Genomic DNA, 24,151 nt, shown 5'->3' on the forward strand with positions numbered 1-24,151 from the left:
CCTTTGCCCGTTGCCGCTGGCAGGATCGTTGACATGGTCATTGACGAAGAGCACGCGTACCGGGTGTGCGCCGCACGCGACGCCCGCTTCGACGGGTGCTTCATCCACGCGGTCCGCACGACCGGCATCTACTGCCGGCCGTCGTGCCCCGCGGTGACCCCGAAGCGCCGCAACAGCCAGTTCTTCCTGACGGCGGCCGCCGCCCAGTCCGCGGGCTTCCGCGCCTGCCGCCGCTGCCTGCCGGACGCCGTGCCGGGCTCACCGGAGTGGAACCTGCGCGCCGACCTGGCCGCCCGCGCGATGCGCCTGATCAGCGACGGCGTGGTCGAACGCGACGGCGTCACGGGCCTCGCCTCCCGCCTGGGCTACTCGGAACGCCACCTGACCCGCGTCCTGACCGCCGAGCTGGGCGCCGGCCCGCTCGCACTGGCCCGCGCCCACCGCGCCCACGCCGCCCGCCTGCTGATCGAGACGACCGAGCTCCCGTTCGCCGACATCGCCTTCGCCGCGGGCTTCGTCTCGGTCCGCCAGTTCAACGACACCATCCGCATGGTCTTCGCCTCGACGCCGTCCGACATGCGCGGCCGTGGCAAAGCTCCGGTCGGCACACCGGGCCGGATCGTCCTGCGTCTCCCGTACCGCCAGCCGTTCGACGCGGCTGGTCTGCTGGCCCACTTCCGGCGCCACGCCCTGCCCGGCGTCGAGGAGGTGACCGCCGACTCCTACGCCCGAACGCTGTCGCTCCCCCACGGCGAAGCCACCGTCCGCCTGACGTTTCCCGCCGACCACGTCCTGTGCTCACTGCGCCTGGCCGACATGCGCGACCTGGGCGCGGCCGTCTCCCGAGTCCGCCGCCTGCTGGACCTCGACGCCGACCCGGTCGCCGTCGACTCGTTCCTGGGCAAGGACCCCGTGATCGGCCCGCTCGTCCGCGAAACGCCGGGCATCCGCGTCCCGGGCAGCGTCGACGGCGCCGAAACCCTCCTGCGGCTGGTGGCCCCTTACGCCGGCGTGCCCCTGCAGGTCCCGGACGGCACGCTCACCCACCTTTACTCGGCCGCAGACCACCCCGTGACCGAGGCACTGGCGACCGGCAGACTCGCGGTGGACGTGGGCCGCTCGTTCGAGGACCTGACGGAAGAACTGACCCCGTTGGTCGGCCCGTCGATCGCCGATGAGGTGGCCATGCGGGTGGTGGGAGCACCAGACGTCCTGGTGCTCCCCCCTGCCCTGCGAAACCTGACTTCCCACGGCCCAGATTGGCGACCGTGGCGCTCCTACGCCGGAGCACACCTGACGAGGAAGGCTGCAACATCATGAGCGTCGCACACACGTCCACTGTGGACACCCCAGCGGGGCCGTTCACCGCGATCGTCGCGCCGGACGGAGCGGTGCTGGCGAGCGGCTGGACCGCCGACATCGCCCTGCTGACCCCCCAGATCCACCCGTCACTGGCCCCGTCCTCGGTCACCCCGCGCACCGACCTGGGCGACGTCACCAAGGCCGTGGTCGCCTACCACGAGGGCGACCTGACGGCGATCGACACGGTGGAGGTCCGCCAGAAGTCGGGTCCGTTCCTCCAGCACGCGTGGGACGTCCTGCGCACCGTCCGCCCCGGCACCCCGGTCACGTACTCCGAGTACGCCGAGATGTCCGGCCGCCCGGCAGCCATCCGTGCCGCGGCCTCGGCCTGCGCACGAAACTCAGCAGCCCTCTTCGTCCCGTGCCACCGCGTGATCCGCATCGGCGGCAACCTCGGCGGCTTCCGCTGGGGCCTCGACGTGAAGCGCTGGCTGCTGGCCCACGAGGCCTAACCGACGAGGTTGATCTCCGGCGGCCCGCTCATGGTCACCAGCTCCGTGCCGCACCGCGCGCACGAGCTGGTGACCGGCCAGACCATGTTGCTCTGCAAGGACTTCTGCTCACCGACCCAGTCGTCCACGCCGGAGTCGCGGCAGGTGTGACACCCCACGCGGTAGTACACGCGAACCCACGGCTTGTCCCCCAGCTCGCTCCCCCGCTCGCCGGGCCGCTTGAGGTCGGCGAACGGCGACCACCAGAACGACAGCCGGTATCGCAGCGTCTCCACCCCGCCATCCGACGCGGTGTCGAACCCGGTGATCCTGATCGGTGCCGGATGCATCCCCGCGTCATCCAGGTCGTCCTGCCACTCCAGCTGCCGCCGGGACGAGTGGCACACACCCTGAGTCGCACCGTGTTGCAGCGCAACGGTTCGCCCCACCCGGCGGCACACAAAACAATCATGGGAGTACTCCACCCGGTTCGACCACACGAAGTGGGCAGCCGGACTGACGGTGACGCGCGCGGTGACTTCCACGTGGGACAGCACGAGCCGAGGTTAGAGCCGCCCCACCAATTCGTCCACATGCGACACACACGCCGGCCTCACCCGCGATGGCGACGCCGAGCCGGGCAGGGTGATCGCAACCCACCAACGCGAGCTGCCCCGCGCAGCCCCACCTCAGCCCAGCGAAACCTCGAGCGTGGACCCGGTACGAGCCTTCCGGACCCTCAACCGAGTGGGAATCCGCTGCCGCAACTCCTCCACGTGCGACACCAGCCCGACAACCCGCCCACCAGCCCGCAACTCGTCCAACGTGTTCATCACGATGTCCAACGTGTCCGAGTCGAGCGTCCCGAACCCTTCATCCACGAACAGCGTGTCCAGCAACGCCCCGCCGGTCTCGTTGGCCACGACATCGGCCAGCCCGAGAGCCAGCGACAACGAAGCCAGGAACGACTCTCCACCGGACAGGGTCTTGGCAGGCCGGGCCCGCCCCGAGTAGTCGTCCAGCACGTCGAGGCTCAACCCACCGCGAGTCCCCCGCGCCCCAGCCGAGTCCGAGTGCACGAAGCTGTACCGCCCCTGACTCATCCGGTGCAGCCGGGCGGAAGCCGCGACGGCGACCTCTTCCAGCCGCGCGGCCAGCACGTACGACCGCAGCGTCATCTTCTTGGAGTTCTGCCCGCGCCCGTTGATCACATCGGTGAGCGCGTCGAGCTCCGCGTACGAAGCCTCCAGCGGCTCCAGCGACTTCCACTCGGCCCGCAACCGGGCAGCCAGCTCACCGACCCGCTCGAACGCCGCACGGGCACGAGCCAGCCGGGTGGCGGCCTCCGAGGCAGCGGTTCGCGCGGCAGAAGCCGCTGCGGTGACCTCGTTCAGATCCACCGCGGAACCCGGATCGACCTCCGCCAGCTCCTCCAAGGTCGCCATGGCCGTGGTACGAGCGCGTTCCCAGGCGGCGATCCGCTCGTCCAGCGCCTGCAGCTTGGCTGCGGGACGAGCAGCGGCAAGGGCCTCGTCGACATCGGCGAACCCCGCCTCCGCGGCCAACGCGGCCACGGAGGCCTGCTGCTCCTCGACCCTGGCCAGGGCGCTGTCACGCGCCGCTCGCCGATCAGCCAGCTCCACCAGCGCCTTGGCCAGCCGCAGCAGGTGGTCGCGGCGGGTCAGCACGTCCTCGTGCTCCCCGCGTGCCTTGTCCAGCCGCGCACCGCGTTCCTCGACCACGGTGACCAGCGACGCGTGCTCGGTGCGCAGCCCGACCAGGTCCTGCTCGACCTTCGCCTTCTCGGCGCCCAGATCGCGGGTCCTGGCCTCCAGCCCGACGAACTCGTTCTGCCGCTGCGACCGCGTGCGGGCCAGCTCCAACGCCGCCCGGTACTCGGACAGCGCGACAGCGGGCTCCTCCGAACCCAGGGCCTCCCAGCAGGCCTGGATGCGCAGCTCCGCGGCGTGGGCGGCGCGTTCGGCCTCGTTGCGGCGATCGAGCGCGGTCTGCTCGTCGCGGGCCGCGTCTTCCTCGTCGGTCGCGCCGACGCCGCCCAGCATCGGCTGGGCAGGAGCCGGGTGGCTCGGGGAACCGCAGACGGCGCAGGGCTTGCCACGCTTCAGGGCCGCCGCCAGTTCGATGGCCATGTTCTCGAGGCGTTGCTGGCGGACCTGCTGCAGGACGTCCTTGGCCTTCTGGTGGACGTCGATCGCCTGGTGCAGCTCGTTCTTGGTGCGTTCCAGGGCCTTGGTCGCACCCGGCAGGGCCTCGGCCGCGTCGGCACGGGTCTTCAGCGACTCCAGGCGGGCTGAGGCTTCCGCGGCCGCGTCGAGCTGGGCACGGCACTGAGCGAGGCGCTCCGGGAGCACCTCCAGTTCTGCGTTCAGCGCCAGCAGGCGGCGCTCGACCTGGTACGAGGCGTGCTTGAGCTCGGAAAGCCTGCGCTCATCGGCCTTCTGACGTTCGGCCTCGGCGGCCAGTTCGGCCAGGCCGCCCGCTTCCTCACGGCAGCGCTCGGCGTCCTCCCGCAAGCAGGAGCCGGTGTAACCCAAGCGCGCCAACGCTTCTGAAGCCCGAGTCTCGTCGCGGACCGCGAACTCGTAGGACTGCTGGAGCTTCGCGATCTCGCCGAACGCCGGCACGACCGGGATCGCGCGGCGAGCGGCGTCGCGCTCGGCGAACCACGACGCCGAGTCGGCGGCTTCCACGCGGGCCAGCATGTCGCGGGCCTCGCGGACGCGCCGGATCTGGTCGGCCTGCACGCGGGCCTGGGCCAGCAGCGCGTCGGCGCCGTCGGCCACGCCTGCCGTCTCCACCGAGTGCGCGTCTGCCTCCCGGACGGCGAGGGAAAGCCGCTCCAGCACCGACTCCAGCCAGCCCGGCTCGAACGACGGTTCCTCGGAGGCCGCCTCCGCCACGCGGTGCATGAGCTCGACGGCGCCCCGGCGGCGTTCCTCCAGCACACGGCCGGCCACCACCCGCTTGTCGCGGAACCACTTCTCCACGTCCAGGAAGCGCTCGGTGCCGAAGAGCTTTTCGAGCAGCACCTCGCGTTCCGCGGTGTCGGAGCGCAGGAAGCGGGCGAACTCTCCCTGCGGCAGCAGCACGACCTGGAAGAACTGCTCGTACGACATGCCCAGCATGTCCTCGACGGCGCGGGCCACGTCGTCGATGCGGGTGATGCCCTCGCCGTCCCAGCCCTCGAGCCATGTCAGCGAGCACTTCGCGGGCTGCGTGGTGAAACCGCCGCCGCGTTTCTTCGGCCTGTCGAACTCCGGTGAGCGCACGATGCGAAAACGGCGGCTCTGCACCGTCAGCTCCAGCGACACCGACGTCGGCACCTCGGGATCGGCGTACTCGCAGCGGAGCTTCTTCACGTCGCCACGCGCGCCCGGCACACGGCCGAACAGCGCGAAGGCCACCGCGTCGAGCAGCGTCGTCTTGCCCGCGCCCGTGTCGCCGTGCAGCAGGAACAGGCCGTCGGCGCCCAGTTCGTCGAAGTCGACGGTCTCGGGTTTCGGGTAGGGCCCGAACGCCGTCAGCTCCAGGCGGTGCAGTCTCATTGCTCCTGCTCCCTCGCCACCGAAGCGAACGCCTCCCGCAGCAACGACATCTCCGCCTCGGAAGGCTCGGACCCGCGGGCGTCGGACACGAAGCAGCAGGCCACTTCCTCGTCCGTGCGTCCGCGCACCCGTTCCGCGTACGTCATGTTGTGCTGCAGGCCCTGCTCCGGCCGCCACTCCACGTGCACCGCGTGCTCGAACCGCTGCTGCAGCTGCCGCAACGCGTCCATCGGCCGCACCTGATCGGTCAGCACCACGGACAGGAAGTGATCTTCCAGCGGCATGTGCGCCGGATCGGCCAGCACGTCCGCGAGAGTGCCCGTCACCGTCGCCAGCTGACGCGGCACCGGCAGCTCACGCCGTTCCACGCCGACGAGCCCGCCCGCGTCCAGCTCCACCAGCCACACCGACTTGCGGTGCCGCGCCTCGGAGAACGAGTACGCCAGCGGACTGCCCGAGTAGCGCAGGTTCTCGGCCAGGGTCTGCGGCCCGTGCAGATGCCCGAGGGCCACGTAGTCGACACCCGAGAACACCTGCATCGACACGTCCTGCACGCCACCCACGGCGATGGTCCGCTCCGACTCCGACGGCGCCCCGCCCGTGACGAACGCGTGCGCCAGCACCACCGACCGCGCCTCCCGGCCGGCCAGATCGGCCCGGATCCGCCGCATCGCCTCGGTCAGCACGGGAGCGTGCCCCTTGTCGGCCACCCCGAGCGCGTGCCGCGCGGGCTCCGGCTCCAGGAACGGAATCCCGTACACCGCGACCGGCCCGTGCTCGTCCTCCAGCTCGACCGGCTTGTCCAGCAACGAGATCTGCGTGCGCAGGTGCAGCCCGCCCGCCGCGGCGAACTCCCCGAACACCCCGATCCGCGCCGCCGAGTCGTGGTTGCCGGGCGTGATCACGATCCGCGCACCGGCCGCGCGGATCCGCATCAGCACCCGCGCGCACAACGCCACCGCGTCGGCGGACGGCACCGCGCGGTCGTAGAGGTCGCCGGAGATGACCACGACGTCGACCTTCTCGGAAGACACCAGGTCAGCGAGGCCGCTCAGCACCGACTCCTGCTCGACGAGCAGGTCGCGGCCGTGGAAGGTGCGCCCCACGTGCCAGTCGGAGGTGTGCAGGATCCGCATGGGACCAACCGTAGAGACGAGGTCCGACAAAACTTCGGGAGGGTTCCCGGCGTGTCACCCGATCGAGTTCAACATCTTTGAGGGAGCATCATCGGTGCCGTGACCGCAGTGATCATCACCGCCTCGCTCGTCCTGGCCCTCGTCAGCGCCGGGGCGCTGGTGTTCGTCTGGCGCCTGTACCAGGACAGCGTTCGCCGCACCGACGAGGCGCTCAACGCCATCAGCGCCGAACGCGCGCGCTACGACGCCCAGCAACAAGCCCTGCAACGGTACGAAGTGGCGTTCTCCAGCGTCAGCGGCCGCGGCGAGCTCGGCGAACAGGTCCTCGTCGAAACGGCGCGCGCACTGGGCCTGAGGGAGAACCTCCACTACACGCTCCAGACCGACGTCGCGGGCGGCGGAGCGGTGCGGCCGGACATGGTCCTGAACGTCGGCGGCGGCCGCATGGTCCCGGTCGACTCGAAGATGTCCATGGCCTGCTGGGCCGAAGCGGTCGAAACGGACGATCCGCAGGAACGCCAGGACGCGCTGCGGGTCCACGTCCGGAACATCCGCTCGCGCGCCGCCGAACTGGCGGGCAAGGGCTACCAGCGCTGGGCCGACGCGATCTACGGCACGATCATGTTCGTCCCCAACGACGGCGCCGTCGTCGCCGCCATCGACACCGACCCCGAACTGCTGCGCTGGCTGCTGGACCGGCGGATCTTCCTCTGCGGTCCGACCGGATTCGCCGTGATCGCCTCGAGCGCGATGTTCGCGGTCACCGAACGGGCCCTCGCCGACGACGTCGAACAGGTCAGGCTGCAGGCGGGCCGCGCGAACCGGGCCGCCGACACCGCCATCGAGGCCGTCAACCTCTCCACCACCCACCTGCAGCGCTTCCTCTCCGCAAGGCGCCGCGAACTGGACGCCCTCGAAGGCTTCCGGGCGAGCGTCGAGCCACTCACCGACGCCTCCGCCACCCCCACGCCCCTCCCTCTCGTCCGAAGGGCGGACGAACAGTCCGCATAAAACGCACGCAGCGTGCCGTCAGGTTGCTTCTGGGTGAGAAAGCCGCGGACTGACGAACACCGAATGGCCGAACGGCTACCGTGTGCGGCGTGAGTGACGTGCGCGACCGTTCGGCTGCCTTCGACGACGTCGAGGACTACGAGGCCGTTCCGTGGAACTACAAGGCCATCTTCGGGTCGTTCAAGGGCATCCCGTGGTGGGCCGCGATCCTGTGCGCCCTGGTCCCGGCGTTCATCGGCGCGTTCATCGACATCAGCTCCAGCAAGACCGTCGGCTGGACGTTCAACGCCGTGTTCTTCGTCGGCGCACTCGTCGCGATCCTGCTGGTCCAGCGCCGCAGCCTGTTCGCACCGATGGTGCAGCCGCCGCTCGTCCTCGCCGCCACGGTGCCGCTGCTCGTGATGCTCACCGGCGGCGTCCAGAAGGGCGGCCTGGCAGCCATGGCGATCGGCCTGGCCAAGCCGCTGGTCGACAGCTTCCCGGTCATGGCCGTCACCACCGCCGTGACCGTCACGCTCGGCATCATCCGGATCGTCATCCAGAAGGACCCGAACCAGCCGTCCAAGGACGAGGTCCGCGAGGCCAAGGCGGAGCTGAAGAGCCGCGGCAAGCCCGAGGCCCGCAAGCCCACCCGCGAGGAGCCCGCCGAGGACCGCCCGCGCCGGCCCCGTCCGGAAGGCACCCCGGCCCGTCGCCCGCGTCCCGAGGGCGCTCCTGCCCGCCGCCCGCGCCCGGAAGGTGCCGCCCGCGGCGAGCGTCCGGCCGGGCAGCGCAGGCCGAGGCCACCCCGCGAAGACCGCTAGGCCGGCCTTGACCCGTTGTCCGTGATCGGACCCGCGAACGTCGTACAACGGATCACGGACAACACCCCCCCTGACCAGCACGCACTCTGCCAGCATGAGCGCGATGCCTAGAGGGGAACGTCCACTGGACGAGGGCGACAGTCCACTGCTGCTGTTCGCCGCAGACTTACGACAACTGCGCACCAACGCGGGGCGGCCGAGCTACCGGGAGCTGTCCCGGCGCGCGCATTTCTCGGCGAGCACGCTGTCCGACGCGGCGGGCGGCAGGAAGCTGCGGGGGCTCGACGTGACGCTCGCGTACGTCCGCGCGTGCCAGGGTGACGAGACGGCGTGGGAGCGGCGTTGGCACGACCTCGCCGTCGCGATGGCGCGGAGCAGGTCCGTGGACGGGCCGTCCCCGTACGTGGGCCTGTACCCGTTCACGACCGAGGACGCCGACAGGTTCTTCGGGCGCGAGGCGCTGACCCACACGTTGCTCGACCGGCTCGGCCGACAGCCGTTCCTCGCGGTGTTCGGCGCGTCGGGGGAGGGCAAGTCGTCGCTGCTCAGGGCGGGCATCGCGGCGAAGTTCGCGAACGCCGTGGTGTGCACGCCCGGCCCCGACCCCGACGCCGCGCTCGCCGACGCGCTCGCGCGAAATCCGGACCTGCTGGTAGTCGACCAGTTCGAGGAGCTCTTCACGCTGTGCGAGGACGAGGTGCAGCGCTCGGCGTTCCTCGACGCCCTGCTCGCCGCGGACTGCCGCCGCGTGATCGCGGTGCGGTCCGACTTCTACCCGCACTGCGCCCAGTACCCGAAACTCGCCGACGCGCTCACCGACGCACAGGTGCTCCTCGGCACGATGACCCCTGACGAGCTGCGCCGCGCCATCACCCAGCCCGCCGCCACCGTGGGCTGCACCGTCGAAACGGCCCTGCTGACCACTCTCGTCGCCGAGGCAGCCGGACGCAGCGGCGTGCTGCCCCTCGTGTCGCACGCGTTGCTCGAGACGTGGCACCGCCGTCGCGGCAACACGCTGACCCTCACCGGCTACCAGGCCGCCGGTGGCATCCAGGGAGCGCTCGCCCAGAGCGCCGAGGCCGCGTACGCCACACTCGACGAGAAGCAGCAGCGCCTCGCCAAGCAGCTCCTGCTCCGGCTCAGCTCCGATGGCACCAAGCGCCCCATCCCGCGCCAGGACGTCGTGGGCGAGGACGTGCTCGACGTCCTCGCCGACACCCGGTTGATCACCGTCGACGAGGACACCGTCGAGGTGACGCACGAGGCGCTGTTCGAGGCCTGGCCCCGGCTGCGGGCCTGGCTGGACGAGGACCGCGAGGGCCTCAGGACGCACCGCAGGCTCACCGACGCGACCCGGACGTGGCAGGAGCTGGGCCGCGACACCGACTCGCTCTACCGGGCCACCAGGCTCGCCGAGACGACCGAGTGGGTCGCCCGCGCCAAGCCGGAGCTGACCGGCGCCGAACGCGAGTTCATCGGCGCGTCGAAGGCCCGCGAGCGTCGTCGTTCCCGCCGCGTGCGCTGGATCGCGGCCGGCCTGACCGCCCTGCTGGTGGCCACCACGGCGACCGCGGTGCTGGCCGTGCAGCAACGCCGCGAGGTCGACAGGCTGGGCCTGGTGCGGAAGTCGCAGGAGCTGACCGAGCTGTCCGAGGCGCTGGCGGCCAGCGATCCGGTGCGATCCGCGCAGACGGCACTGGAGGCGTACGAGACCTACCCGACCGTCGAAGCACGCGGACGGCTGCTCAGCGCGGCGGCCACGCGCACCCCCGGCCGCGAGATCAGCATGGATGGCGCCGGCATCGGACGCACGATGCAGCACGACGGCGCGTGGAGCGTCGCGGACATCAACGGCGACATCGCGCTGATGGGTCCTCGTGGCCTCGACCTGTACGACGCCACGACCTTCCGCCACATCAAGACGGTGCCGGTGACGGAGCAGTCCAGCTACGTCTTCGGCTGGGACGTGGCGGAGGACGGCAGGCTCGCCGTGTCCGAGGGCAACGGGTGGATCACCGTGCGCGCCGGGCTGGAGGCCGAGCCCGTCCGGCTGGAGCGGGTCGGGATGCCGGTGGGTGTCTCCTTCATCGACGACGACCGCGCCCTCCTCGTCGGTGGCGCGGTCTACGACCTCGCCACCCGGCAGAAGCGGTTCGAGCTGCCCGTCGGGCAGGTCACCGGCCCGTTCACGATCGACGGCGACAGGACGCTCGTGCTCGCCTCCAGCGGCTCCGTCGCGGTGTGGGACCTGGTGGCGCGGCACCGGACCGGCGGCTTCTCGATCGGCTCCGGCGTCATCAACCGGGTCGTCCTGCTGCCCGGCGGCAAGCAGGCCGCGATCGGCACCGACGACGGCCTCGTGGAGGTGCGTGACGTCGTGACCGGCGCGGTCGTGGCGACGCCTCCCCGGCACACCGGCGCGGTCACCACGATCAGCATCAGCCCCGACGGAACCGTCCTCACCTCGGCGGGCGCGGACGGCAAGCTGCACCTGTGGGACCTCGCCCGCGGCACCGTGCTCGCCACCCTCGCGGTCGGTGAGCCGGTGCACTCCACGAGGTTCGCGCCCGACGGCTCGCTCGCCATCGTCACCAGGAACGCGCTGAGGTTCTGGCCTGCGTCGAACATACCCAAGGCGTCCGGGCAGATGGTCAGGGCACTCGCGGTCGACAGCGATGGGACCGTGCTCACCCTCGACAGCACGGGCGTCATCGAACGCCGTGACAGCACCACGGGCACCGTCAAGCGGGTGGAGACCGGTGTCGTCCAGAACTGGATGGGCCGTTTCAGCCCGGACCGCAAGCTCGTCGTGACGAACGGACCCCTCGCGGTGCGCGAGGTGGCGACGGGGAACCCGGTCGCGAACCTGTCCACGCTCGGGTTCTCCGAGCAGGGGCGTCAGCCGGTGGCGCTGGAGTTCAGCGGCAAGTCATTGCTCGCGATCGGCAGCGAGGTGCCCGACGGCGTGTGGCCGGTCGCCGAGGCCGCGCAGCCGAAGCTCATCGGCGGGCTGGCGTGGGGACAGCGCACCTCCGCCGTCTTCGGCCGATCCGACCACGAGATCGTGATCGGGCGTGAGGACGGCGGCATCAGCGTGCGCGACATCAGATCGTGGGAGGAAAAGGCCGTGCACAGCCCGCACCAGCATCCGGTGCGCGCGATGGTCCTGTCACCTGACAAGACGTTGCTGGCGGCTGGTCGGTGAGCTGCGCGGCCACACCCAGGGGGTGACCGCACTCGAGTTCAGCCCCGACTCAGCCCGGCTCGCGAGCGGCGGCCGCGACCGGGACGTCGTCGTGTGGGACGTCGGCGCGCGAGCCTCGTGGGCGACCTTGCGCGGGCACAACCAGCCGGTCACGCACCTGGCGTGGCGACCGGACGACACCGCGGTGGTGTCGGCCGGGACCGACGCGGTGAACGTGTGGGGCCTGGACGTGGACCAGGCCCTCCGCACGATCCGTTAGCGCACGAGGTCCTTGCGGAGCTCGCGCGGCAACGAGAAGGCGATCTTCTCGTTGGCCGTGGTGATCTCCTCGACCTCGCCGAAGCCGTGCGACTCGAGGAACTTCAGCAGCTCCATCACCAGGATGTCCGGCACCGACGCGCCCGACGTGACGCCGACGGTCTCGACGCCCTCGAGCCACGCCAGGTCGACCTCCTTGGCGTAGTCGATCAGGTACGAGGCCTTCGCGCCGTTCTGCAGCGCGACCTCGACCAGCCGGACCGAGTTGGACGAGTTCTTCGAGCCCACGACGAGCACGAGGTCGCACGACGGCGCCATCGTCTTCACCGCGGTCTGGCGGTTCGAGGTGGCGTAGCAGATGTCGTCGGACGGCGGGTCCTGCAGCTCGGGGAAGCGGTCCTTGAGCTGCCGGACGCGCACCATGGTCTCGTCGACCGAGAGCGTGGTCTGCGACAGCCAGATGACCTTGCTCGGGTCGCGCACCTCGACCGTGGCCGCGTCCTCCGCGGTGTCGACGAGCTGCACGTGGTCGGGGGCCTCACCGGCGGTGCCCTCGACCTCCTCGTGGCCCTCGTGGCCGATCAGGAGGATGTCGTAGTCCTCCTTGGCGAAGCGCACGGCTTCCTTGTGCACCTTGGTCACCAGCGGGCACGTGGCGTCGATGGTGCGCAACGACCGTTGCGCCGCCTCCTCGTGGACCGCCGGCGACACGCCGTGCGCTGAGAACACCACGAGTGCGCCCTCAGGAACCTCGTCGGTCTCGTTGACGAAGATGGCACCGCGGTCGGACAGGGTCTCCACGACGTACTTGTTGTGGACGATCTCCTTGCGCACGTAGACGGGTGCGCCGTACTGCTCGAGGGCGCGCTCGACCGTCTCGACGGCACGATCAACGCCCGCGCAGTAACCACGCGGCTTCGCCAACAGGACTCGCTTGGGCATGACACCAGGGTACCCAGGCCGAGTTCTTCGCTTCTCAGCCGCAGTTGCGGCAGGCTAGGGGCCATGAAGCCACTGCCGTTGACGGTCCGCGTCGCCGCTGGACTCGCGGTGACCGCCCTCGAACAGGCGCGCAAGCTGCCGCAGCAGCTCGCCGGACTCCCGCTCACGGTGGTCAGCGAGGCGATGCAGTTGTCCATGCGCGTGCAGCAGCATGTGACCGAACTCGCCATCAAAGGTGACGACGTCCTCTCCGGACTGAGGCCCGTGGAGGAGGAGCCGGAGTGGGCGACGTTCGACGAGGACGAGACGCCGGACACCGCCGAGGTCCCCGCCGACGATCCGTGGGAAGAGGAGGAGCGCGCGATCGCGGAGGTCCCGGAGTTCCTCCCGACCTACGACGAGCTGTCGATCGCCCAGCTGCGCGCTCGGCTGCGCAACCTGAGCGAGGAGCAGCTGGAGGAACTGCTGCGCTACGAGAAGGCTCACGCCGGAAGGCCTGAGTTCGTCGGCATGCTCAACCGCCGGATCGCGACGGTGAAAGCTCAGTCGTGAGCGAAGCAAAATCCACGCCGGAGAACCCGTGGCCGGTGCGGACGGTCGCCCGCAAGCTGCTCGACTGGATCAACCGGCTCGGCGACGTCTGGGTCGAGGGCCAGGTCACGCAGCTCAACGCGCGCAGCTCGACGGCGTTCCTGACGCTGCGCGACCCGAGCGTCGACATGTCCATGTCGATCACCTGCAACGCCGGGATGATCCGCGAGCTGCAGCTCACCGAGGGCAGCCGCGTCGTCGTGCACGGGAAGATCAGCTTCTACCCGAACCGGGGCACGCTGTCGTTGCGCGCGGACGAGATCCGCGCCGTCGGCATCGGTGAGCTGCTCGCGCGCATCGAGCGGTTGCGCAAGCTGCTGCACGCCGAGGGCCTGTTCGACCCGCGCCGCAAGCGCCGTCCGCCGTTCCTGCCGAACAAGATCGGTCTCGTCACCGGCCGTGCGTCGGCAGCGGAACGGGACGTGCTCACCAACGCGCGCAACCGTTGGCCCGCAGCGCACTTCCGCGTCATCAACGTCGCGGTGCAGGGCCCGATGGCGGTCACCCAGGTGATCACGGCACTGTCCACTCTGGACCGGGATCCCGAGTGCGACGTCATCATCGTCGCCCGCGGCGGCGGCAGCGTGGAGGACCTGCTGCCGTTCTCCGACGAGGCGCTGTGCCGCGCGGTGTCGGCCTGCCGCACGCCGGTGCTGTCGGCGATCGGGCACGAGCCGGACACCCCGCTCGTCGACCACGTCGCGGACGTCCGCTGCTCGACGCCGACCGACGCGGGCAAACGGGTGGTTCCCGATGTCGCCGAAGAGAGTGAACGCGTCCGCCAGATGCGCGATCGCGGACGGCGTGCGCTGCACGGCTGGGTCGACCGGGAACGCAAACTGCTCGACGCGTTGCGCTCGCGACCAGTACTTTCGGATCCGTACGGTCCGCTGGAGCGCCGTGCCGAAGAAGTGAATCGTCTTCGCGAACAAGGCCGTAGGGCGGTCACGCAACGTCTCGATCGGGAAGACGTCCACCTATCAGGGACGAAAGCCCGCTTGACGACCCTCGGACCAGCCGCCACGCTGGCCCGCGGATACGCCGTTGTGCAACTCGTCACACCTGACGGGCCCGACGGCGTGTTGCGTTCTGTGACGGACGCCCCGAGCGGAACACAGCTGCGGGTACGCGTCGTTGACGGAGCAGTGCAGGCAACCGTGACCAGTGCGGAAGGGGGAGGTACCGATGATGCGTGATGCCGTGTTCCTGCCCCTGACCATGGAGGCGGCCGGCGAGTGCGCCTCCGGGCTGCGGAACAAGGCGGAGGCGGCGAACAGGGCCGCCGCGGAGTGCTGGACGGCCTTGGTGGGCGACTGCGACACCACGAGCCGCCGCACGCTGATCCTGACGCTGCACGATCTGAGCGAGGCGACCGCGGGAACGGTCCAGTACCGGCGTGTCACGGAGGCCGAGGCACTGATCGACGAGGCCGTGCGAGAGGGTGACGGCGAGGAGTTCGCGGAGGCTCTCGTCGGATACGACCTGGCCGTCGCGACCGTGCTGAGCCGTCTGAGGAGCCAGTCCGCGTGAGTTCGGAAACACTCGGTTACGAAGCCGCCCGTGATGAGTTGGTCGAGGTGGTCCGCAAGCTGGAGGCCGGTGGCCTGTCGCTCGAGGACTCACTCGCGCTGTGGGAACGCGGTGAGGCGCTCGCCAAGACGTGTGAGCAGCATCTCGCCGGAGCGCGCGAGCGAATCGATGCAGCTCTCGCTGTGGTCGAGGAAGACGTTTCCGAGGGCTGATCCCGTGCAAGGATTCAGCTGCCGATCACAAAATCCGGCACGCTGAGTAGTCGCATGGAGGCGCGCAATGGTGAACACCCCCGCGGAACGACGTCGCGAAGCCCCCGACCGCAACCTGGCATTGGAGCTCGTGCGCGTCACTGAGGCGGCGGCCATGGCTGCCGGCCGGTGGGTGGGACGCGGCGACAAGAACGGCGGTGACGGCGCCGCGGTCGACGCGATGCGCAAGCTGATCCACACCGTCTCGATGCGCGGTGTCGTCGTGATCGGCGAGGGCGAGAAGGACGAGGCGCCCATGCTGTTCAACGGCGAGGAGGTCGGCAACGGCGAAGGCCCCGAGTGCGACGTCGCCGTCGACCCGATCGACGGCACCACGCTGATGTCCAAGGGCATGCCGAACGCGCTGGCCGTGCTGGCCGTGGCCGAGCGCGGGGCCATGTTCGACCCGTCCGCCGTGTTCTACATGGAGAAGCTCGCCGTGGGCCCGGAGGCGGCCGACGTCATCGACATCACCGCCCCGATCGCGGAGAACATCCGCCGCGTCGCGAAGGCCAAGCACAGCGACGTCTCCGACGTGAACGTGTGCATCCTGGACCGTCCGCGGCACGAGCAGATCGTGCGCGAGGTGCGCCAGGCCGGCGCCCGCATCCACTTCATCTCCGACGGCGACGTGGCGGGCGCGATCTCGGCCGCGCGTCCCACGTCGGGCGTGGACATGCTCGTGGGCATCGGTGGCACGCCGGAGGGCATCATCGCCGCGGCGGCGCTCAAGTGCGTCGGTGGCGCCATCCAGGGCCGGTTGTGGCCCAAGGACGACGAGGAGCGCGAGAAGGCGATCGGCGCGGGCCACGACCTCTCCCGCGTGCTCACGACGAACGACCTCGTGTCGGGCGACAACGTCTTCTTCTGCGCCACGGGCGTTACCGACGGCGACCTTCTGCGTGGTGTGCACTACCGGGCGGGCGGCTGCACCACGCAGTCCATCGTCATGCGATCGAAGTCCGGCACCGTCCGCATGATCGACGGCTTCCACAGCCTGCACAAGCTGCGCGAATACGCCTCGGTCGACTTCGACCTGCCGGAGGACGTGCAGCAGCCGCTGCCGTAAAAGGTGAACTGTGAACGCTCAGTAACCAGACGAGTGACCCTAGTCATCGTGTGACTTTCGTCCCTAGTTTCCGTCCTGACCCCGGCAACCCTGCGCCGGGATCAGGAAGGAAGCTCAACGATGAGGGCACGTTCGTTGTTCTCCGCAATCGCCGTGGCCGCGGGCGCCCTGCTCGCTTCGGCCGCCGCGGCCACCGCGGCTCCGACCCCCAACCCTGACGGCGACGTCTCGCCGATGATCGTCGGTGGCCGCAACGCCACCCAGGTCTACTCGTGGATGGTCTCGCTGCAGAGCACCTCCGGCAGCCACTTCTGCGGTGGCACGCTGATCAAGTCCAACTGGGTCGTGACGGCGAAGCACTGCGTCCAGGGCCGCACCCCGTCGTCGACCCAGGCGCGGATCGGCACCACCAACCGCACCAGCGGCGGCACGGTGGCCCGCGCGTCGCGGATCATCAACCACCCGTCGGCCGACCTGGCGCTCGTCCAGCTGTCCACCTCGGTCAGCCAGGCTCCCGCCGCCGTGGCGGCCACGTCCGGTCCGGTCGGCACCCCGTCGCGGATCATCGGCTGGGGCCAGACGTGTCCGATCCGCGGCGGCTGCGGCGCTCCGATCACCCTGCAGGAGCTCGACACGTCGATCGTCTCGGACAGCCGGTGCTCCGGCATCAACGCCGCCTCGGAGATCTGCACGAACAACACCGACGGCAACAAGGGCGCCTGCTACGGCGACTCGGGTGGCCCGCAGGTGAAGTCGGTGTCCGGCCGCTGGGAGCTGATCGGCGCGACGAGCCGCTCCGGTGGTGGCGCGACCTGCGCGACCGCTCCGTCGATCTACGTGGACGTCCCGTACTTCCGCTCGTGGATCAGCCAGTACGCGGGCTCGGTGTAAACCGGTAAACGCGTTTTGAGGGCCCGTCTCCCAACCGTTATGGGAGGCGGGCCCTCGCTTTGCAACCCCGGTGATCGTCCAGTCGTCTACTTCGGCAAAGGATGAATCACTGAGGGGGTGCGCGATGCGGATGCTGCTCGCGGCGATCGCGTTGATGTCGGTGGCGGGATGTGCGCAGGGAACCGTGCACGCTGAAACTCCTGCAGCGCCACCGCCTTCGTCATCGTCTTCTTCGCCTGTGCCCGCGTCTTCGCCGGCGCCCGTGTCTTCCTCTGAGACGCCTCCCCCGCCACCACCGCCTCCCGCTCCGGTCGTGAAGCCGACGCCGTGCGACATCAGCGACGGCGCGTGCATCCAGCTCTCCACGAACCAGTCGTGGGTCCTGCGCGGCGACAAGATCGTCTACGGCCCGGTGCCGATCACCCACGGGCGCAAGGGCTTCGAGACGCCGCTCGGCAAGTTCCCGGTGCTGCGCAAGGTGAAGGACGAGTGGAGCCGCCCGTACAACGCGCCCATGCCGTGGTCGACGTACTTCACCCACAGCGGTATCGCGTTCCACGAGGGCTCGCTGACCGACCCGTCGCACGGCTGCATCCACCTGGACCCGAAGGCGGCGCAGTACTACTTCCAGAACCTGTCGATTGGCGAGACGGTTCAGGTGGTCTCATGATGATCAACTATGAGAGCCATGGCCGTCACGGCCCTTCTGCTGCTTAGCCTCGCGGCACCCGCACACGCCTCCGGCTGCACCGTCCACACCGGAGCGTGCGTGCAGAAGCACACGAACCGGGCCTGGCTCGTCACCAACGGCGTCACGAGCTACGGCCCGGTCCAGATCAGCCATGGCAAGCCGGGGTACGGCACGCCGGTCGGCATGTTCTCCGTGCTGCGCAAGGTGAAGAACGACTGGAGCATCCCGTACGACGGTCCGATGCCAAACGCCGTGTACTTCACCTACGACGGTGTGGCGTTCCACCAGGGCGACCTGAACTCCCAGTCGCACGGCTGCGTGCGCCTGACCTGGGAAGCCTCGCAGGTCTTCTACGACAACCTCTTCGTCGGCGAGCGAGTTCAGGTGCTTCCATAAGCAGATGATTGAGCTCACCGGATAGTGGTTACCCCATCACTGAGGGGTGATGTGAGATGCGAGTTCTCATCGCGACGGTGCTCCTGCTCCTCGGTTTCGCGGTACCCGCGCAGGCGCAGGCGGGGTGCACCGTCTACAACGGAGCGTGCCTGGAGAAGCACTCCAACAAGGCATGGCTGGTCTACAACGGCAAGGTGAGCTACGGACCGGTCCAGATCAGCCACGGCAAGCCGGGGTACGAGACTCCGGTCGGCACGTTCTCGGTACTGCGCAAGGTGAAGAACGACTGGAGCGTCCCCTACAACGGCCCGATGCCGAACGCGGTGTACTTCACCACGAGCGGTATCGCGTTCCACCAGGGTGACACCAACGTCCAGTCGCACGGCTGCATCCGGCTGAGCGCCGACGCGTCGCTGGTGTTCTACGACAACCTGGCGATCGGCGAGAAGGTCCAGGTGCTGCCCTAACTGATCGCTGCCCACCAGCATCCGTCGTCGCGCCCCATCACGGAGACGCGACCCGCGAGGCCGGTGGGCAGCCATCCTATGAGCCGCTCCAGCTCCTTGCCGACCACCACCAGCGCCACCCCGGGATCCGCGGACAGGTTGTCCAGCAACACCGGCACGTCCACCGCACTGAAGTCCACATCGGACACCGGCCTGCCGGCAGGTTCCCTGGTGGCCCTGACGATCCGCCAGCCCTCGTGCCCCTCCCACTGGACCTCCTCGGCCGGCAACGAGGCCATGAACTCGTCCGACGAGGTCCGCGGCGACACGAGCGCGATCGTCCCGGCGAACCGCCCGGCCAGCGTGCTGAGCCGGAGCGGATGCTCGAGACTTCGCGGCTCCGCCTCGACCCGCGAGTACCTGGCTCCCAGCCGCCGCGCCACCCGTTGCACCGCGGTGTGCACGCCGTCCTCCAGCGCCGCCACGACCAGCTCGACGTTCCGGCTCCGGTTGAGCGCGTCCGGCAGCGCCAGCTGCACCACGGCAAACCCGGGCATCACCGCGATCTCGGGAATCAGACGGCTCGGCACCGTCATCTCGACCAGCACGTCGGACCCCCACCCGAACGTGTCGACCTCGGCGTTGACCCGCCGTTCGACCAGCTCGGACAACGGCTGCCAGTAAACGGTGCGCGGCCTCTCGCGCGTGACCGGCCCTGCCCACCACGGCGTGCCGGGCACGATGTCGGCCCAGTAAACGTGAATCACCAGATTCCCCCTGGGTTGCATTGCCGCGCATCCCCCTGACACGCGCAACCCGTGCAGTTCAGGCACCCATGCTACCGGGGTTCGCAGTCATGCCGCTGTCTTCCCGCTGGCGCCCACGGAGAAGCTTCCCGACCATCACCCCGATGCCGTCCACCCGCCGCAGCGCGGTCTCGTGGTCAGCGCCGTCGTCCTCCCTGGCCAGCGTGTAGATCACCCCACCGGCACTGGCGACGTGGTCGGGCACCCACACGATGCCGCGCGCTTCGAGCAGGCCGGCGACGCTGTCGTCGGTGAGCTGGTTGTTGGCGGGCCCGACGACCAGCCGTACGTCCAGCTGTTCGACGACTTGAGGGCTGAGCACGCCTCCCACCGCCGCAGGAACGAGCACGTCCGCCTTCACCCTGTACGCCTGGTCCGGATGCACCCAGCCGAACTCGTCCGTTCGCCTGCTCTCGTCCACATCGGACACGATCACCTCCGCACCCCGCAGCGCCCTGGCGATCAGCTCCCCCACCGAACCGAACCCGCTGATCACCACCTTCCTGCCGGTCAGGTCGTCCGTCCCGAAGACGTGACGCGAAGCGGCCTTCAGCGCCGCCAGCACTCCCCGCGCCGTGGGCCCGCTCGACGAGCCCGTACCGCCGTGCTCCTCCGGCAGGCAGTGGACGTACGGGGTCAGTTCGCTGAGCACGAGCATGTCGTCAGGCCCGGTGCCGACGTCAGGCCCCGCGCGGTAGGCGCCGCCGAACTCGTTGATCAGGTCGGCGTGGTCGAGCAGCACCTGCCGCCTCAGCCCGGGAGTGAGCGGCCGATCGACGACGATCACGCTTTTGGCGCCACCGTGCGGAATTCCGGCCGCCGCGCACTTGAGCGTCATGGCCTTGGACAGCCGCAACACGTCGGTGACGGCGTCAGTGATCCGCTCGTACGCCTTCATCCGGCACCCGCCGACCGCCGGCCCCGCCTCCGTCGAGTGCAGGGCGACCATCGTGGTCATCCCCGACCGCGGCCCGGTCCGGACGACGAGCCGTTCGTGTTCCCACATCAGCGTTCCTCCCGAACTTCCGCCATGCTTTGGCTTCGAAGTTAGGGTGATCACCAACGATTTCGGTGCTGAGCCGAACGTTGTTCGGCAGTCAGCGCTGGGGAGCGAGATGGACGAACTTGATTCGGCGATCGTGCGGGAACTGCAGCGTGATGCCCGGCAGTCGAACCGCGACATCGCCCGCAAGGTGGGCGTGGCACCGTCGACGAGCCTCGAACGCATCCGCCTGCTGCGCGAACGCGGCGTGATCCGCGGCTACCACGCCGACATCGCACCGTCCGCGCTGAACCGCGGGGTGCAGGCACTGGTGTCGGTGCAGGTACGTCCGCTGAGCCGCGGCGTGATCGACGCCTTCAAGGCCTTCGCCGCCCAGCTGCCGGAGGTCCTGTCGGTGTTCGTGATGGCGGGCAGCGACGACTTCGTGATCCACGTGAGCGCCCAGGACAACGAGCACCTGCACGCCTTCCTCGTCGACCGGCTGAGCCAGCGCAAGGAGATCGTCGGCTTCCGCACGTCGATCATCTTCCAGCACCTGGCGAAGCACGACCCGGCACCGCTGCCCGCGCCGTAGTCAGTCGCAGCGCTCGTCGAACTCCTCCGCCGTGATCCACTCGTGCCGATGCAACGTTTTGCCGTCGTCGAGCTGCCGGAGGGTGAAGTCCTGGACGGTGGCGTGCGGTCGTTCCTCGTAGGCGATGTCGACGGACACCACCTGGTCGGGGCCGGGCTGCCGCCACGGGATCGCCTCCACGGCGCCATCGGGCAGGCGCCCCGCCTCGACCGAGGTCAACGCGACCGGCGTGGGGAAGTCGAGCTGCCAGATCTTCGGCTCGTTCTCGTCCCAGCTCTCACCTTCGACGGTGACGAACGAGATCCGGACGAGCTTCTCGATCTCTCTGTCGCAATCGGAGTACACGATCTCGACACCGCCGTGCGGACCCCTTTCGCACCGCGTACTGCGGCACCTCGCTGCAACCGGCCAAGAGCAGGCAGGCCGCGAGCACGGCCACGAGTCTCCCCATGCCCGCGGGTCCTGCCAGCGCGGATCAGCTCGCGTCGCTGGAATGCCCTGGAAAGAGGTGAGCCGAGGGGTTGAGCATGACCGCGATGTTGTTGACCGCCGTCGCCGCCTCCCCGAACCCGGTGGCGATGAGCTTGACCTTGCCGGGGTACTGCGCGACGTCACCGGCCGCGTAGACGCGGTCCAGCTTGGTCTTCATCGTGGTGTCGACGACCACCGCGCGGTGGTCGAGCTCCAGCCCCCACGACTCGATCGGCCCGAGGTCGGCCGTGAACCCGAGCGCCGCGACAACCGTCTGCGCGGGCAACGTCTTCACGTCCTCACCCTTGACCTTGATGTCCACTTCGGACAGAGGATCGCCCCGCAGCTCCAGCACCTCGGCGTCGGTGATGATCTCGACCCCGAGCTCCCGCACCTGCCGCACAGTCGCGGCGTGCGCGCGGAAGTTGGCCCTGCGGTGCACCAGCGTCACGCTGGCGGCGATCGGGTGCAGCGCGAGCGCCCAGTCGAACGCCGAGTCGCCGCCGCCCACGATCACGACGTGCTGCCCGGCGTGTTCGGCCAGCACCGGCACGAAGTGCACCATGCCGCGACCCAGCCAGCCGTCGCCGGCGGGCAGCGGACGCGGGTTGAACTCGCCCATACCCGCCGTGATCAGCACCGCACCGGCCCTGATCGTGCTGCCGTCCGCGAGGCCGATCGTGAGACCGTCCTCTGTGGACTCCAGCGTGCGCGCCTGGCGACCGAGCAGGTAGGTCGGCTTGTACTGCCCTGCCTGCTCCACCAGACCGTTGACGAGGTCACGCCCGCGGATCGCAGGGAAGCCGGCCACGTCGAAAATCATCTTCTCCGGATACATCGCCGTCACCTGGCCGCCCGGTTCGGGCAGTGCGTCGACGAGTGCGATCTTGAGTTCCCGGAAGCCTGCGTAATACGCGGCGAACAACCCCGTCGGGCCAGCGCCCACGACGAGGAGGTCGACGTCAAGCTCCATGAGTGGTGCCCTTCTGCCAGTGGTGGGTGGCAGTGCTGTGATCGACCATAGAGACTCGGATGCATGTCTGAACAGGAGTACCGCGTCGAACACGACACGATGGGTGAAGTCCGCGTGCCGGTCGACGCATTGTGGCGCGCCCAAACACAACGCGCGGTCGAGAACTTCCCGATTTCCGGTCGAGGCCTGGAACGTGCCCAGGTCAGGGCCCTGGGCCTGCTCAAGGCGGCGGCGGCCAGAGTCAACGCCCAGCTCGGTGTTCTCGACGCGGACCTCGCCGCGGCCATCGCCACCGCCGCCGACGAGGTGGCGGCCGGCGAGTGGGACGCCCACTTCCCGGTCGACGTCTTCCAGACGGGTTCCGGCACGTCCTCGAACATGAACGCCAACGAGGTCATCGCCACCCTGGCTTCGCGCGCGCTGGGCCGCGACGTGCACCCGAACGACCACGTCAACGCCTCGCAGTCGTCCAACGACACCTTCCCCACGACCCTGCGCGTGGCCGCCACCGAAGCCGTCGTCACGGACGTCATCCCCGCCTTGGAGCACCTCGAGTCGGTGCTCTCCTCAAGGGCCGCAGAATGGGCTGACCTGGTCAAATCCGGCCGCACCCACCTGATGGACGCCGTACCGATCACGCTGGGCCAGGAAGCAGGCGCGTGGGCCTCCCAGGTCCGCTACTCCGCGGAACGCCTGCAGTCCTCCGTGCCGCGCCTGGCCGAACTGCCGATCGGCGGCACCGCCGTCGGCTCGGGCCTGAACGCCCCCGCCGAGTTCGGCGCCCGAGTGGCCGCCGAACTGGCCACCTCAACCGGCCTGCCCCTGGTCGAGGCCCGCGACCACTTCGAGGCCCAGGCCACCCAGGACGGCGTGGTCGAGATCTCCGGCCAGCTGCGAGCGTGCGCGGTGGCGTTGTTCAAGATCGCCAACGACCTCCGCTGGCTGGGCTCCGGCCCCCGCACGGGCCTGGGCGAACTGGCCCTCCCCGACCTCCAGCCGGGCTCGTCGATCATGCCGGGCAAGGTCAACCCGGTGATCTCGGAAGCCACGATGATGGTCGTGGCCCAGGTGATCGGCAACGACGCCGCGGTGGCCTTCGCCGGCTCGCAGGGCAACTTCCAGCTCAACGTGATGCTGCCGGTCATCGCCCGCAACGTCCTGGAGTCCTCCCGCCTGCTGGCCGCCGTGGCACGCCTGCTGGCAGACAAGGTGCTGACCGGCACCGAGGCCCAGGCGTCGCAGATGCGCGAGTACGCCGAGTCGTCGCCGTCGATCGTCACGCCGCTGAACCGCTACCTCGGCTACGAGGAGGCGGCGTCGATCGCCAAGCAGTCGCTGAAGGAGCGCAAGACCATCCGCGCGGTCGTGCTGGAGCGCGGCCACGTGCCGTCGAAGCTGACCGAGGAGCAGCTGGACGAGGCGCTCGACGTGTTGCGGATGGCGCGCGGTGGGCGTTGACGTCCGCGTGGTCCGCAAGGAGTCACGACGCCGCGTGACGGAGGTCGGCGTGGTGCCGGACGGAGCCGGCGTGTTCAGCGCACTGCTGGAGCGGGTGAACCATCCGCTGCTGAACCGCATCGACCCGTACGGCTACCGCCAGCTGGGTGCCGTCGACATGTCCGACTTCGTCGCGGCACTGGACGCGGTGGGCGCGGAGGGCCGTCATTTCGACGACCTCCGCGCTCTCGCGGCGGTGTGCGCTGCGGATCGTTCGCTGACGATGGAGTTTCTGGGCGACTGACCGA

At 69.7% G+C, this 24,151-nt stretch carries 26 protein-coding genes; 18 read left to right on the forward strand and 8 right to left on the reverse strand.

Features of this window, described 5'->3' with window-relative positions:
* The first annotated feature begins 33 nt into the window (after window positions 1-33).
* Both C8D87_RS26740 and C8D87_RS26745 read left to right on the forward strand, forming a co-directional pair.
* The gene (locus C8D87_RS26740; RefSeq protein ID WP_112228810.1) at window positions 34-1,320 is read left to right on the forward strand and encodes a bifunctional transcriptional activator/DNA repair enzyme AdaA; all 1,287 of its coding nucleotides are present in this window, start codon (window positions 34-36) and stop codon (window positions 1,318-1,320) included.
* Window positions 1,317-1,814, forward strand: a complete 498-nt coding sequence (locus tag C8D87_RS26745) for a methylated-DNA--[protein]-cysteine S-methyltransferase (RefSeq protein ID WP_109632317.1) — start codon at window positions 1,317-1,319, stop codon at window positions 1,812-1,814. Before C8D87_RS26740 ends, C8D87_RS26745 begins: the two co-directional genes overlap by 4 nt.
* Here the strand turns inward: C8D87_RS26745 and C8D87_RS26750 are convergent.
* The 3 genes from C8D87_RS26750 to C8D87_RS26760 all read right to left on the reverse strand — a co-directional run bounded on the left by C8D87_RS26750 (window position 1,811) and on the right by C8D87_RS26760 (window position 6,495).
* On the reverse strand, window positions 1,811-2,242 hold the full coding sequence (locus C8D87_RS26750) for a hypothetical protein (protein WP_146771880.1): 432 nt from the start codon (window positions 2,240-2,242) through the stop codon (window positions 1,811-1,813). The two genes, C8D87_RS26745 and C8D87_RS26750, sit on opposite strands and share 4 nt — an antisense overlap.
* 240 nt (window positions 2,243-2,482) lie before the next feature.
* Entirely contained in the window at window positions 2,483-5,359 is a 2,877-nt protein-coding gene (locus tag C8D87_RS26755) for an AAA family ATPase (protein WP_112228812.1), read from the reverse strand.
* Window positions 5,356-6,495: an exonuclease SbcCD subunit D gene (locus C8D87_RS26760; RefSeq protein ID WP_112228813.1), complete on the reverse strand. Its 1,140-nt coding sequence runs from the start codon at window positions 6,493-6,495 to the stop codon at window positions 5,356-5,358. Before C8D87_RS26760 ends, C8D87_RS26755 begins: the two co-directional genes overlap by 4 nt.
* 99 nt (window positions 6,496-6,594) lie before the next feature.
* On the opposite strand from C8D87_RS26760, the gene C8D87_RS26765 reads away from it, so the two are divergent.
* From C8D87_RS26765 to C8D87_RS46205, 4 genes are all read left to right on the forward strand, one after another.
* Window positions 6,595-7,506, forward strand: coding sequence for a DNA recombination protein RmuC (locus C8D87_RS26765; protein ID WP_109632309.1), 912 nt, complete (start codon window positions 6,595-6,597; stop codon window positions 7,504-7,506).
* Window positions 7,507-7,595: 89 nt separating this feature from the next.
* Window positions 7,596-8,309, forward strand: coding sequence for a DUF6542 domain-containing protein (locus C8D87_RS26770; protein ID WP_233442297.1), 714 nt, complete (start codon window positions 7,596-7,598; stop codon window positions 8,307-8,309).
* Window positions 8,310-8,412: 103 nt separating this feature from the next.
* Window positions 8,413-11,514: a WD40 repeat domain-containing protein gene (locus C8D87_RS26775; protein ID WP_112228814.1), complete on the forward strand. Its 3,102-nt coding sequence runs from the start codon at window positions 8,413-8,415 to the stop codon at window positions 11,512-11,514.
* Between the two features lie 22 nt (window positions 11,515-11,536).
* Window positions 11,537-11,773, forward strand: a complete 237-nt coding sequence (locus C8D87_RS46205; RefSeq protein WP_170166599.1) for a WD40 repeat domain-containing protein — start codon at window positions 11,537-11,539, stop codon at window positions 11,771-11,773.
* Here C8D87_RS46205 and C8D87_RS26785 read toward each other — a convergent pair.
* Window positions 11,770-12,714, reverse strand: coding sequence for a 4-hydroxy-3-methylbut-2-enyl diphosphate reductase (locus C8D87_RS26785; protein ID WP_109632302.1), 945 nt, complete (start codon window positions 12,712-12,714; stop codon window positions 11,770-11,772). The genes C8D87_RS46205 and C8D87_RS26785 overlap by 4 nt on opposite strands.
* Window positions 12,715-12,777: 63 nt before the next feature.
* Between C8D87_RS26785 and C8D87_RS26790 the strand changes: the two genes are divergently transcribed.
* From C8D87_RS26790 to C8D87_RS26830, 9 genes are all read left to right on the forward strand, one after another.
* A complete protein-coding gene (locus tag C8D87_RS26790) occupies window positions 12,778-13,266 on the forward strand; it encodes a lipid droplet-associated protein (protein WP_112228816.1) in 489 nt (162 codons plus the stop codon).
* Window positions 13,263-14,501, forward strand: a complete 1,239-nt coding sequence (xseA, locus tag C8D87_RS26795; RefSeq protein ID WP_109632298.1) for an exodeoxyribonuclease VII large subunit — start codon at window positions 13,263-13,265, stop codon at window positions 14,499-14,501. The genes C8D87_RS26790 and xseA overlap by 4 nt, the downstream gene beginning before the upstream one ends.
* Window positions 14,491-14,835 (forward strand): sugar ABC transporter substrate-binding protein, encoded by a 345-nt coding sequence (locus C8D87_RS26800; RefSeq protein WP_233442298.1) that lies wholly within the window; start codon window positions 14,491-14,493, stop codon window positions 14,833-14,835. The genes xseA and C8D87_RS26800 overlap by 11 nt, the downstream gene beginning before the upstream one ends.
* Window positions 14,832-15,047, forward strand: coding sequence for an exodeoxyribonuclease VII small subunit (locus C8D87_RS26805; RefSeq protein WP_112228817.1), 216 nt, complete (start codon window positions 14,832-14,834; stop codon window positions 15,045-15,047). The genes C8D87_RS26800 and C8D87_RS26805 overlap by 4 nt, the downstream gene beginning before the upstream one ends.
* Before the next feature lie 67 nt (window positions 15,048-15,114).
* The gene (glpX, locus tag C8D87_RS26810) at window positions 15,115-16,155 is read left to right on the forward strand and encodes a class II fructose-bisphosphatase (RefSeq protein WP_109632293.1); all 1,041 of its coding nucleotides are present in this window, start codon (window positions 15,115-15,117) and stop codon (window positions 16,153-16,155) included.
* A 120-nt stretch (window positions 16,156-16,275) separates the two neighbouring features.
* Window positions 16,276-17,046: a S1 family peptidase gene (locus C8D87_RS26815; protein WP_109632291.1), complete on the forward strand. Its 771-nt coding sequence runs from the start codon at window positions 16,276-16,278 to the stop codon at window positions 17,044-17,046.
* Between the two features lie 262 nt (window positions 17,047-17,308).
* Window positions 17,309-17,716, forward strand: coding sequence for a L,D-transpeptidase (locus C8D87_RS26820; protein ID WP_170154787.1), 408 nt, complete (start codon window positions 17,309-17,311; stop codon window positions 17,714-17,716).
* A gap of 18 nt (window positions 17,717-17,734) precedes the next feature.
* Window positions 17,735-18,133 (forward strand): L,D-transpeptidase, encoded by a 399-nt coding sequence (locus C8D87_RS26825; protein ID WP_233442299.1) that lies wholly within the window; start codon window positions 17,735-17,737, stop codon window positions 18,131-18,133.
* A gap of 56 nt (window positions 18,134-18,189) precedes the next feature.
* Window positions 18,190-18,600, forward strand: coding sequence for a L,D-transpeptidase (locus C8D87_RS26830; protein ID WP_109632286.1), 411 nt, complete (start codon window positions 18,190-18,192; stop codon window positions 18,598-18,600).
* Here the strand turns inward: C8D87_RS26830 and C8D87_RS26835 are convergent.
* Both C8D87_RS26835 and C8D87_RS26840 read right to left on the reverse strand, forming a co-directional pair.
* Window positions 18,597-19,346 carry a hypothetical protein gene (locus tag C8D87_RS26835; RefSeq protein ID WP_112228819.1) on the reverse strand — a complete coding sequence of 250 codons (750 nt, stop codon included), beginning with the start codon at window positions 19,344-19,346 and terminating at the stop codon, window positions 18,597-18,599. The genes C8D87_RS26830 and C8D87_RS26835 overlap by 4 nt on opposite strands.
* 58 nt (window positions 19,347-19,404) lie before the next feature.
* Window positions 19,405-20,391 carry a Glu/Leu/Phe/Val dehydrogenase dimerization domain-containing protein gene (locus tag C8D87_RS26840; protein ID WP_233442300.1) on the reverse strand — a complete coding sequence of 329 codons (987 nt, stop codon included), beginning with the start codon at window positions 20,389-20,391 and terminating at the stop codon, window positions 19,405-19,407.
* A gap of 109 nt (window positions 20,392-20,500) precedes the next feature.
* Here C8D87_RS26840 and C8D87_RS26845 point away from each other — a divergent pair, with 109 nt between their 5' ends.
* Window positions 20,501-20,962 carry an Lrp/AsnC family transcriptional regulator gene (locus C8D87_RS26845; RefSeq protein WP_109633218.1) on the forward strand — a complete coding sequence of 154 codons (462 nt, stop codon included), beginning with the start codon at window positions 20,501-20,503 and terminating at the stop codon, window positions 20,960-20,962.
* Here the strand turns inward: C8D87_RS26845 and C8D87_RS26850 are convergent, their stop codons facing one another.
* On the reverse strand, window positions 20,963-21,307 hold the full coding sequence (locus C8D87_RS26850; protein ID WP_112228820.1) for a hypothetical protein: 345 nt from the start codon (window positions 21,305-21,307) through the stop codon (window positions 20,963-20,965).
* A 130-nt stretch (window positions 21,308-21,437) separates the two neighbouring features.
* Complete coding sequence (locus C8D87_RS26855) at window positions 21,438-22,406, reverse strand: NAD(P)/FAD-dependent oxidoreductase (protein WP_112228821.1); 969 nt, start codon at window positions 22,404-22,406, stop codon at window positions 21,438-21,440.
* A 63-nt stretch (window positions 22,407-22,469) separates the two neighbouring features.
* On the opposite strand from C8D87_RS26855, the gene C8D87_RS26860 reads away from it, so the two are divergent.
* Entirely contained in the window at window positions 22,470-23,864 is a 1,395-nt protein-coding gene (locus C8D87_RS26860; protein WP_112228822.1) for a class II fumarate hydratase, read from the forward strand.
* Window positions 23,854-24,147, forward strand: coding sequence for a hypothetical protein (locus tag C8D87_RS26865; RefSeq protein WP_112228823.1), 294 nt, complete (start codon window positions 23,854-23,856; stop codon window positions 24,145-24,147). The genes C8D87_RS26860 and C8D87_RS26865 overlap by 11 nt, the downstream gene beginning before the upstream one ends.
* Window positions 24,148-24,151: the final 4 nt, after the last annotated feature.

Source organism: Lentzea atacamensis (assembly GCF_003269295.1).
GTDB lineage: Bacteria > Actinomycetota > Actinomycetes > Mycobacteriales > Pseudonocardiaceae > Lentzea > Lentzea atacamensis.

Coding starts and splice junctions, on each gene's coding strand:
- C8D87_RS26740 (WP_112228810.1), top strand. CDS start 34: ATGGTCATTGACGAAGAGCACGCGTACCGGGTGTGCGCCGCACGCGAC.
- C8D87_RS26745 (WP_109632317.1), top strand. CDS start 1,317: ATGAGCGTCGCACACACGTCCACTGTGGACACCCCAGCGGGGCCGTTC.
- C8D87_RS26755 (WP_112228812.1), bottom strand. CDS start 5,359: ATGAGACTGCACCGCCTGGAGCTGACGGCGTTCGGGCCCTACCCGAAA.
- C8D87_RS26760 (WP_112228813.1), bottom strand. CDS start 6,495: ATGCGGATCCTGCACACCTCCGACTGGCACGTGGGGCGCACCTTCCAC.
- C8D87_RS26775 (WP_112228814.1), top strand. CDS start 8,413: ATGCCTAGAGGGGAACGTCCACTGGACGAGGGCGACAGTCCACTGCTG.
- C8D87_RS26785 (WP_109632302.1), bottom strand. CDS start 12,714: ATGCCCAAGCGAGTCCTGTTGGCGAAGCCGCGTGGTTACTGCGCGGGC.
- C8D87_RS26790 (WP_112228816.1), top strand. CDS start 12,778: ATGAAGCCACTGCCGTTGACGGTCCGCGTCGCCGCTGGACTCGCGGTG.
- C8D87_RS26800 (WP_233442298.1), top strand. CDS start 14,491: ATGATGCGTGATGCCGTGTTCCTGCCCCTGACCATGGAGGCGGCCGGC.
- glpX (WP_109632293.1), top strand. CDS start 15,115: ATGGTGAACACCCCCGCGGAACGACGTCGCGAAGCCCCCGACCGCAAC.
- C8D87_RS26815 (WP_109632291.1), top strand. CDS start 16,276: ATGAGGGCACGTTCGTTGTTCTCCGCAATCGCCGTGGCCGCGGGCGCC.
- C8D87_RS26825 (WP_233442299.1), top strand. CDS start 17,735: ATGGCCGTCACGGCCCTTCTGCTGCTTAGCCTCGCGGCACCCGCACAC.
- C8D87_RS26830 (WP_109632286.1), top strand. CDS start 18,190: ATGCGAGTTCTCATCGCGACGGTGCTCCTGCTCCTCGGTTTCGCGGTA.
- C8D87_RS26840 (WP_233442300.1), bottom strand. CDS start 20,391: ATGTGGGAACACGAACGGCTCGTCGTCCGGACCGGGCCGCGGTCGGGG.
- C8D87_RS26845 (WP_109633218.1), top strand. CDS start 20,501: ATGGACGAACTTGATTCGGCGATCGTGCGGGAACTGCAGCGTGATGCC.
- C8D87_RS26855 (WP_112228821.1), bottom strand. CDS start 22,406: ATGGAGCTTGACGTCGACCTCCTCGTCGTGGGCGCTGGCCCGACGGGG.
- C8D87_RS26860 (WP_112228822.1), top strand. CDS start 22,470: ATGTCTGAACAGGAGTACCGCGTCGAACACGACACGATGGGTGAAGTC.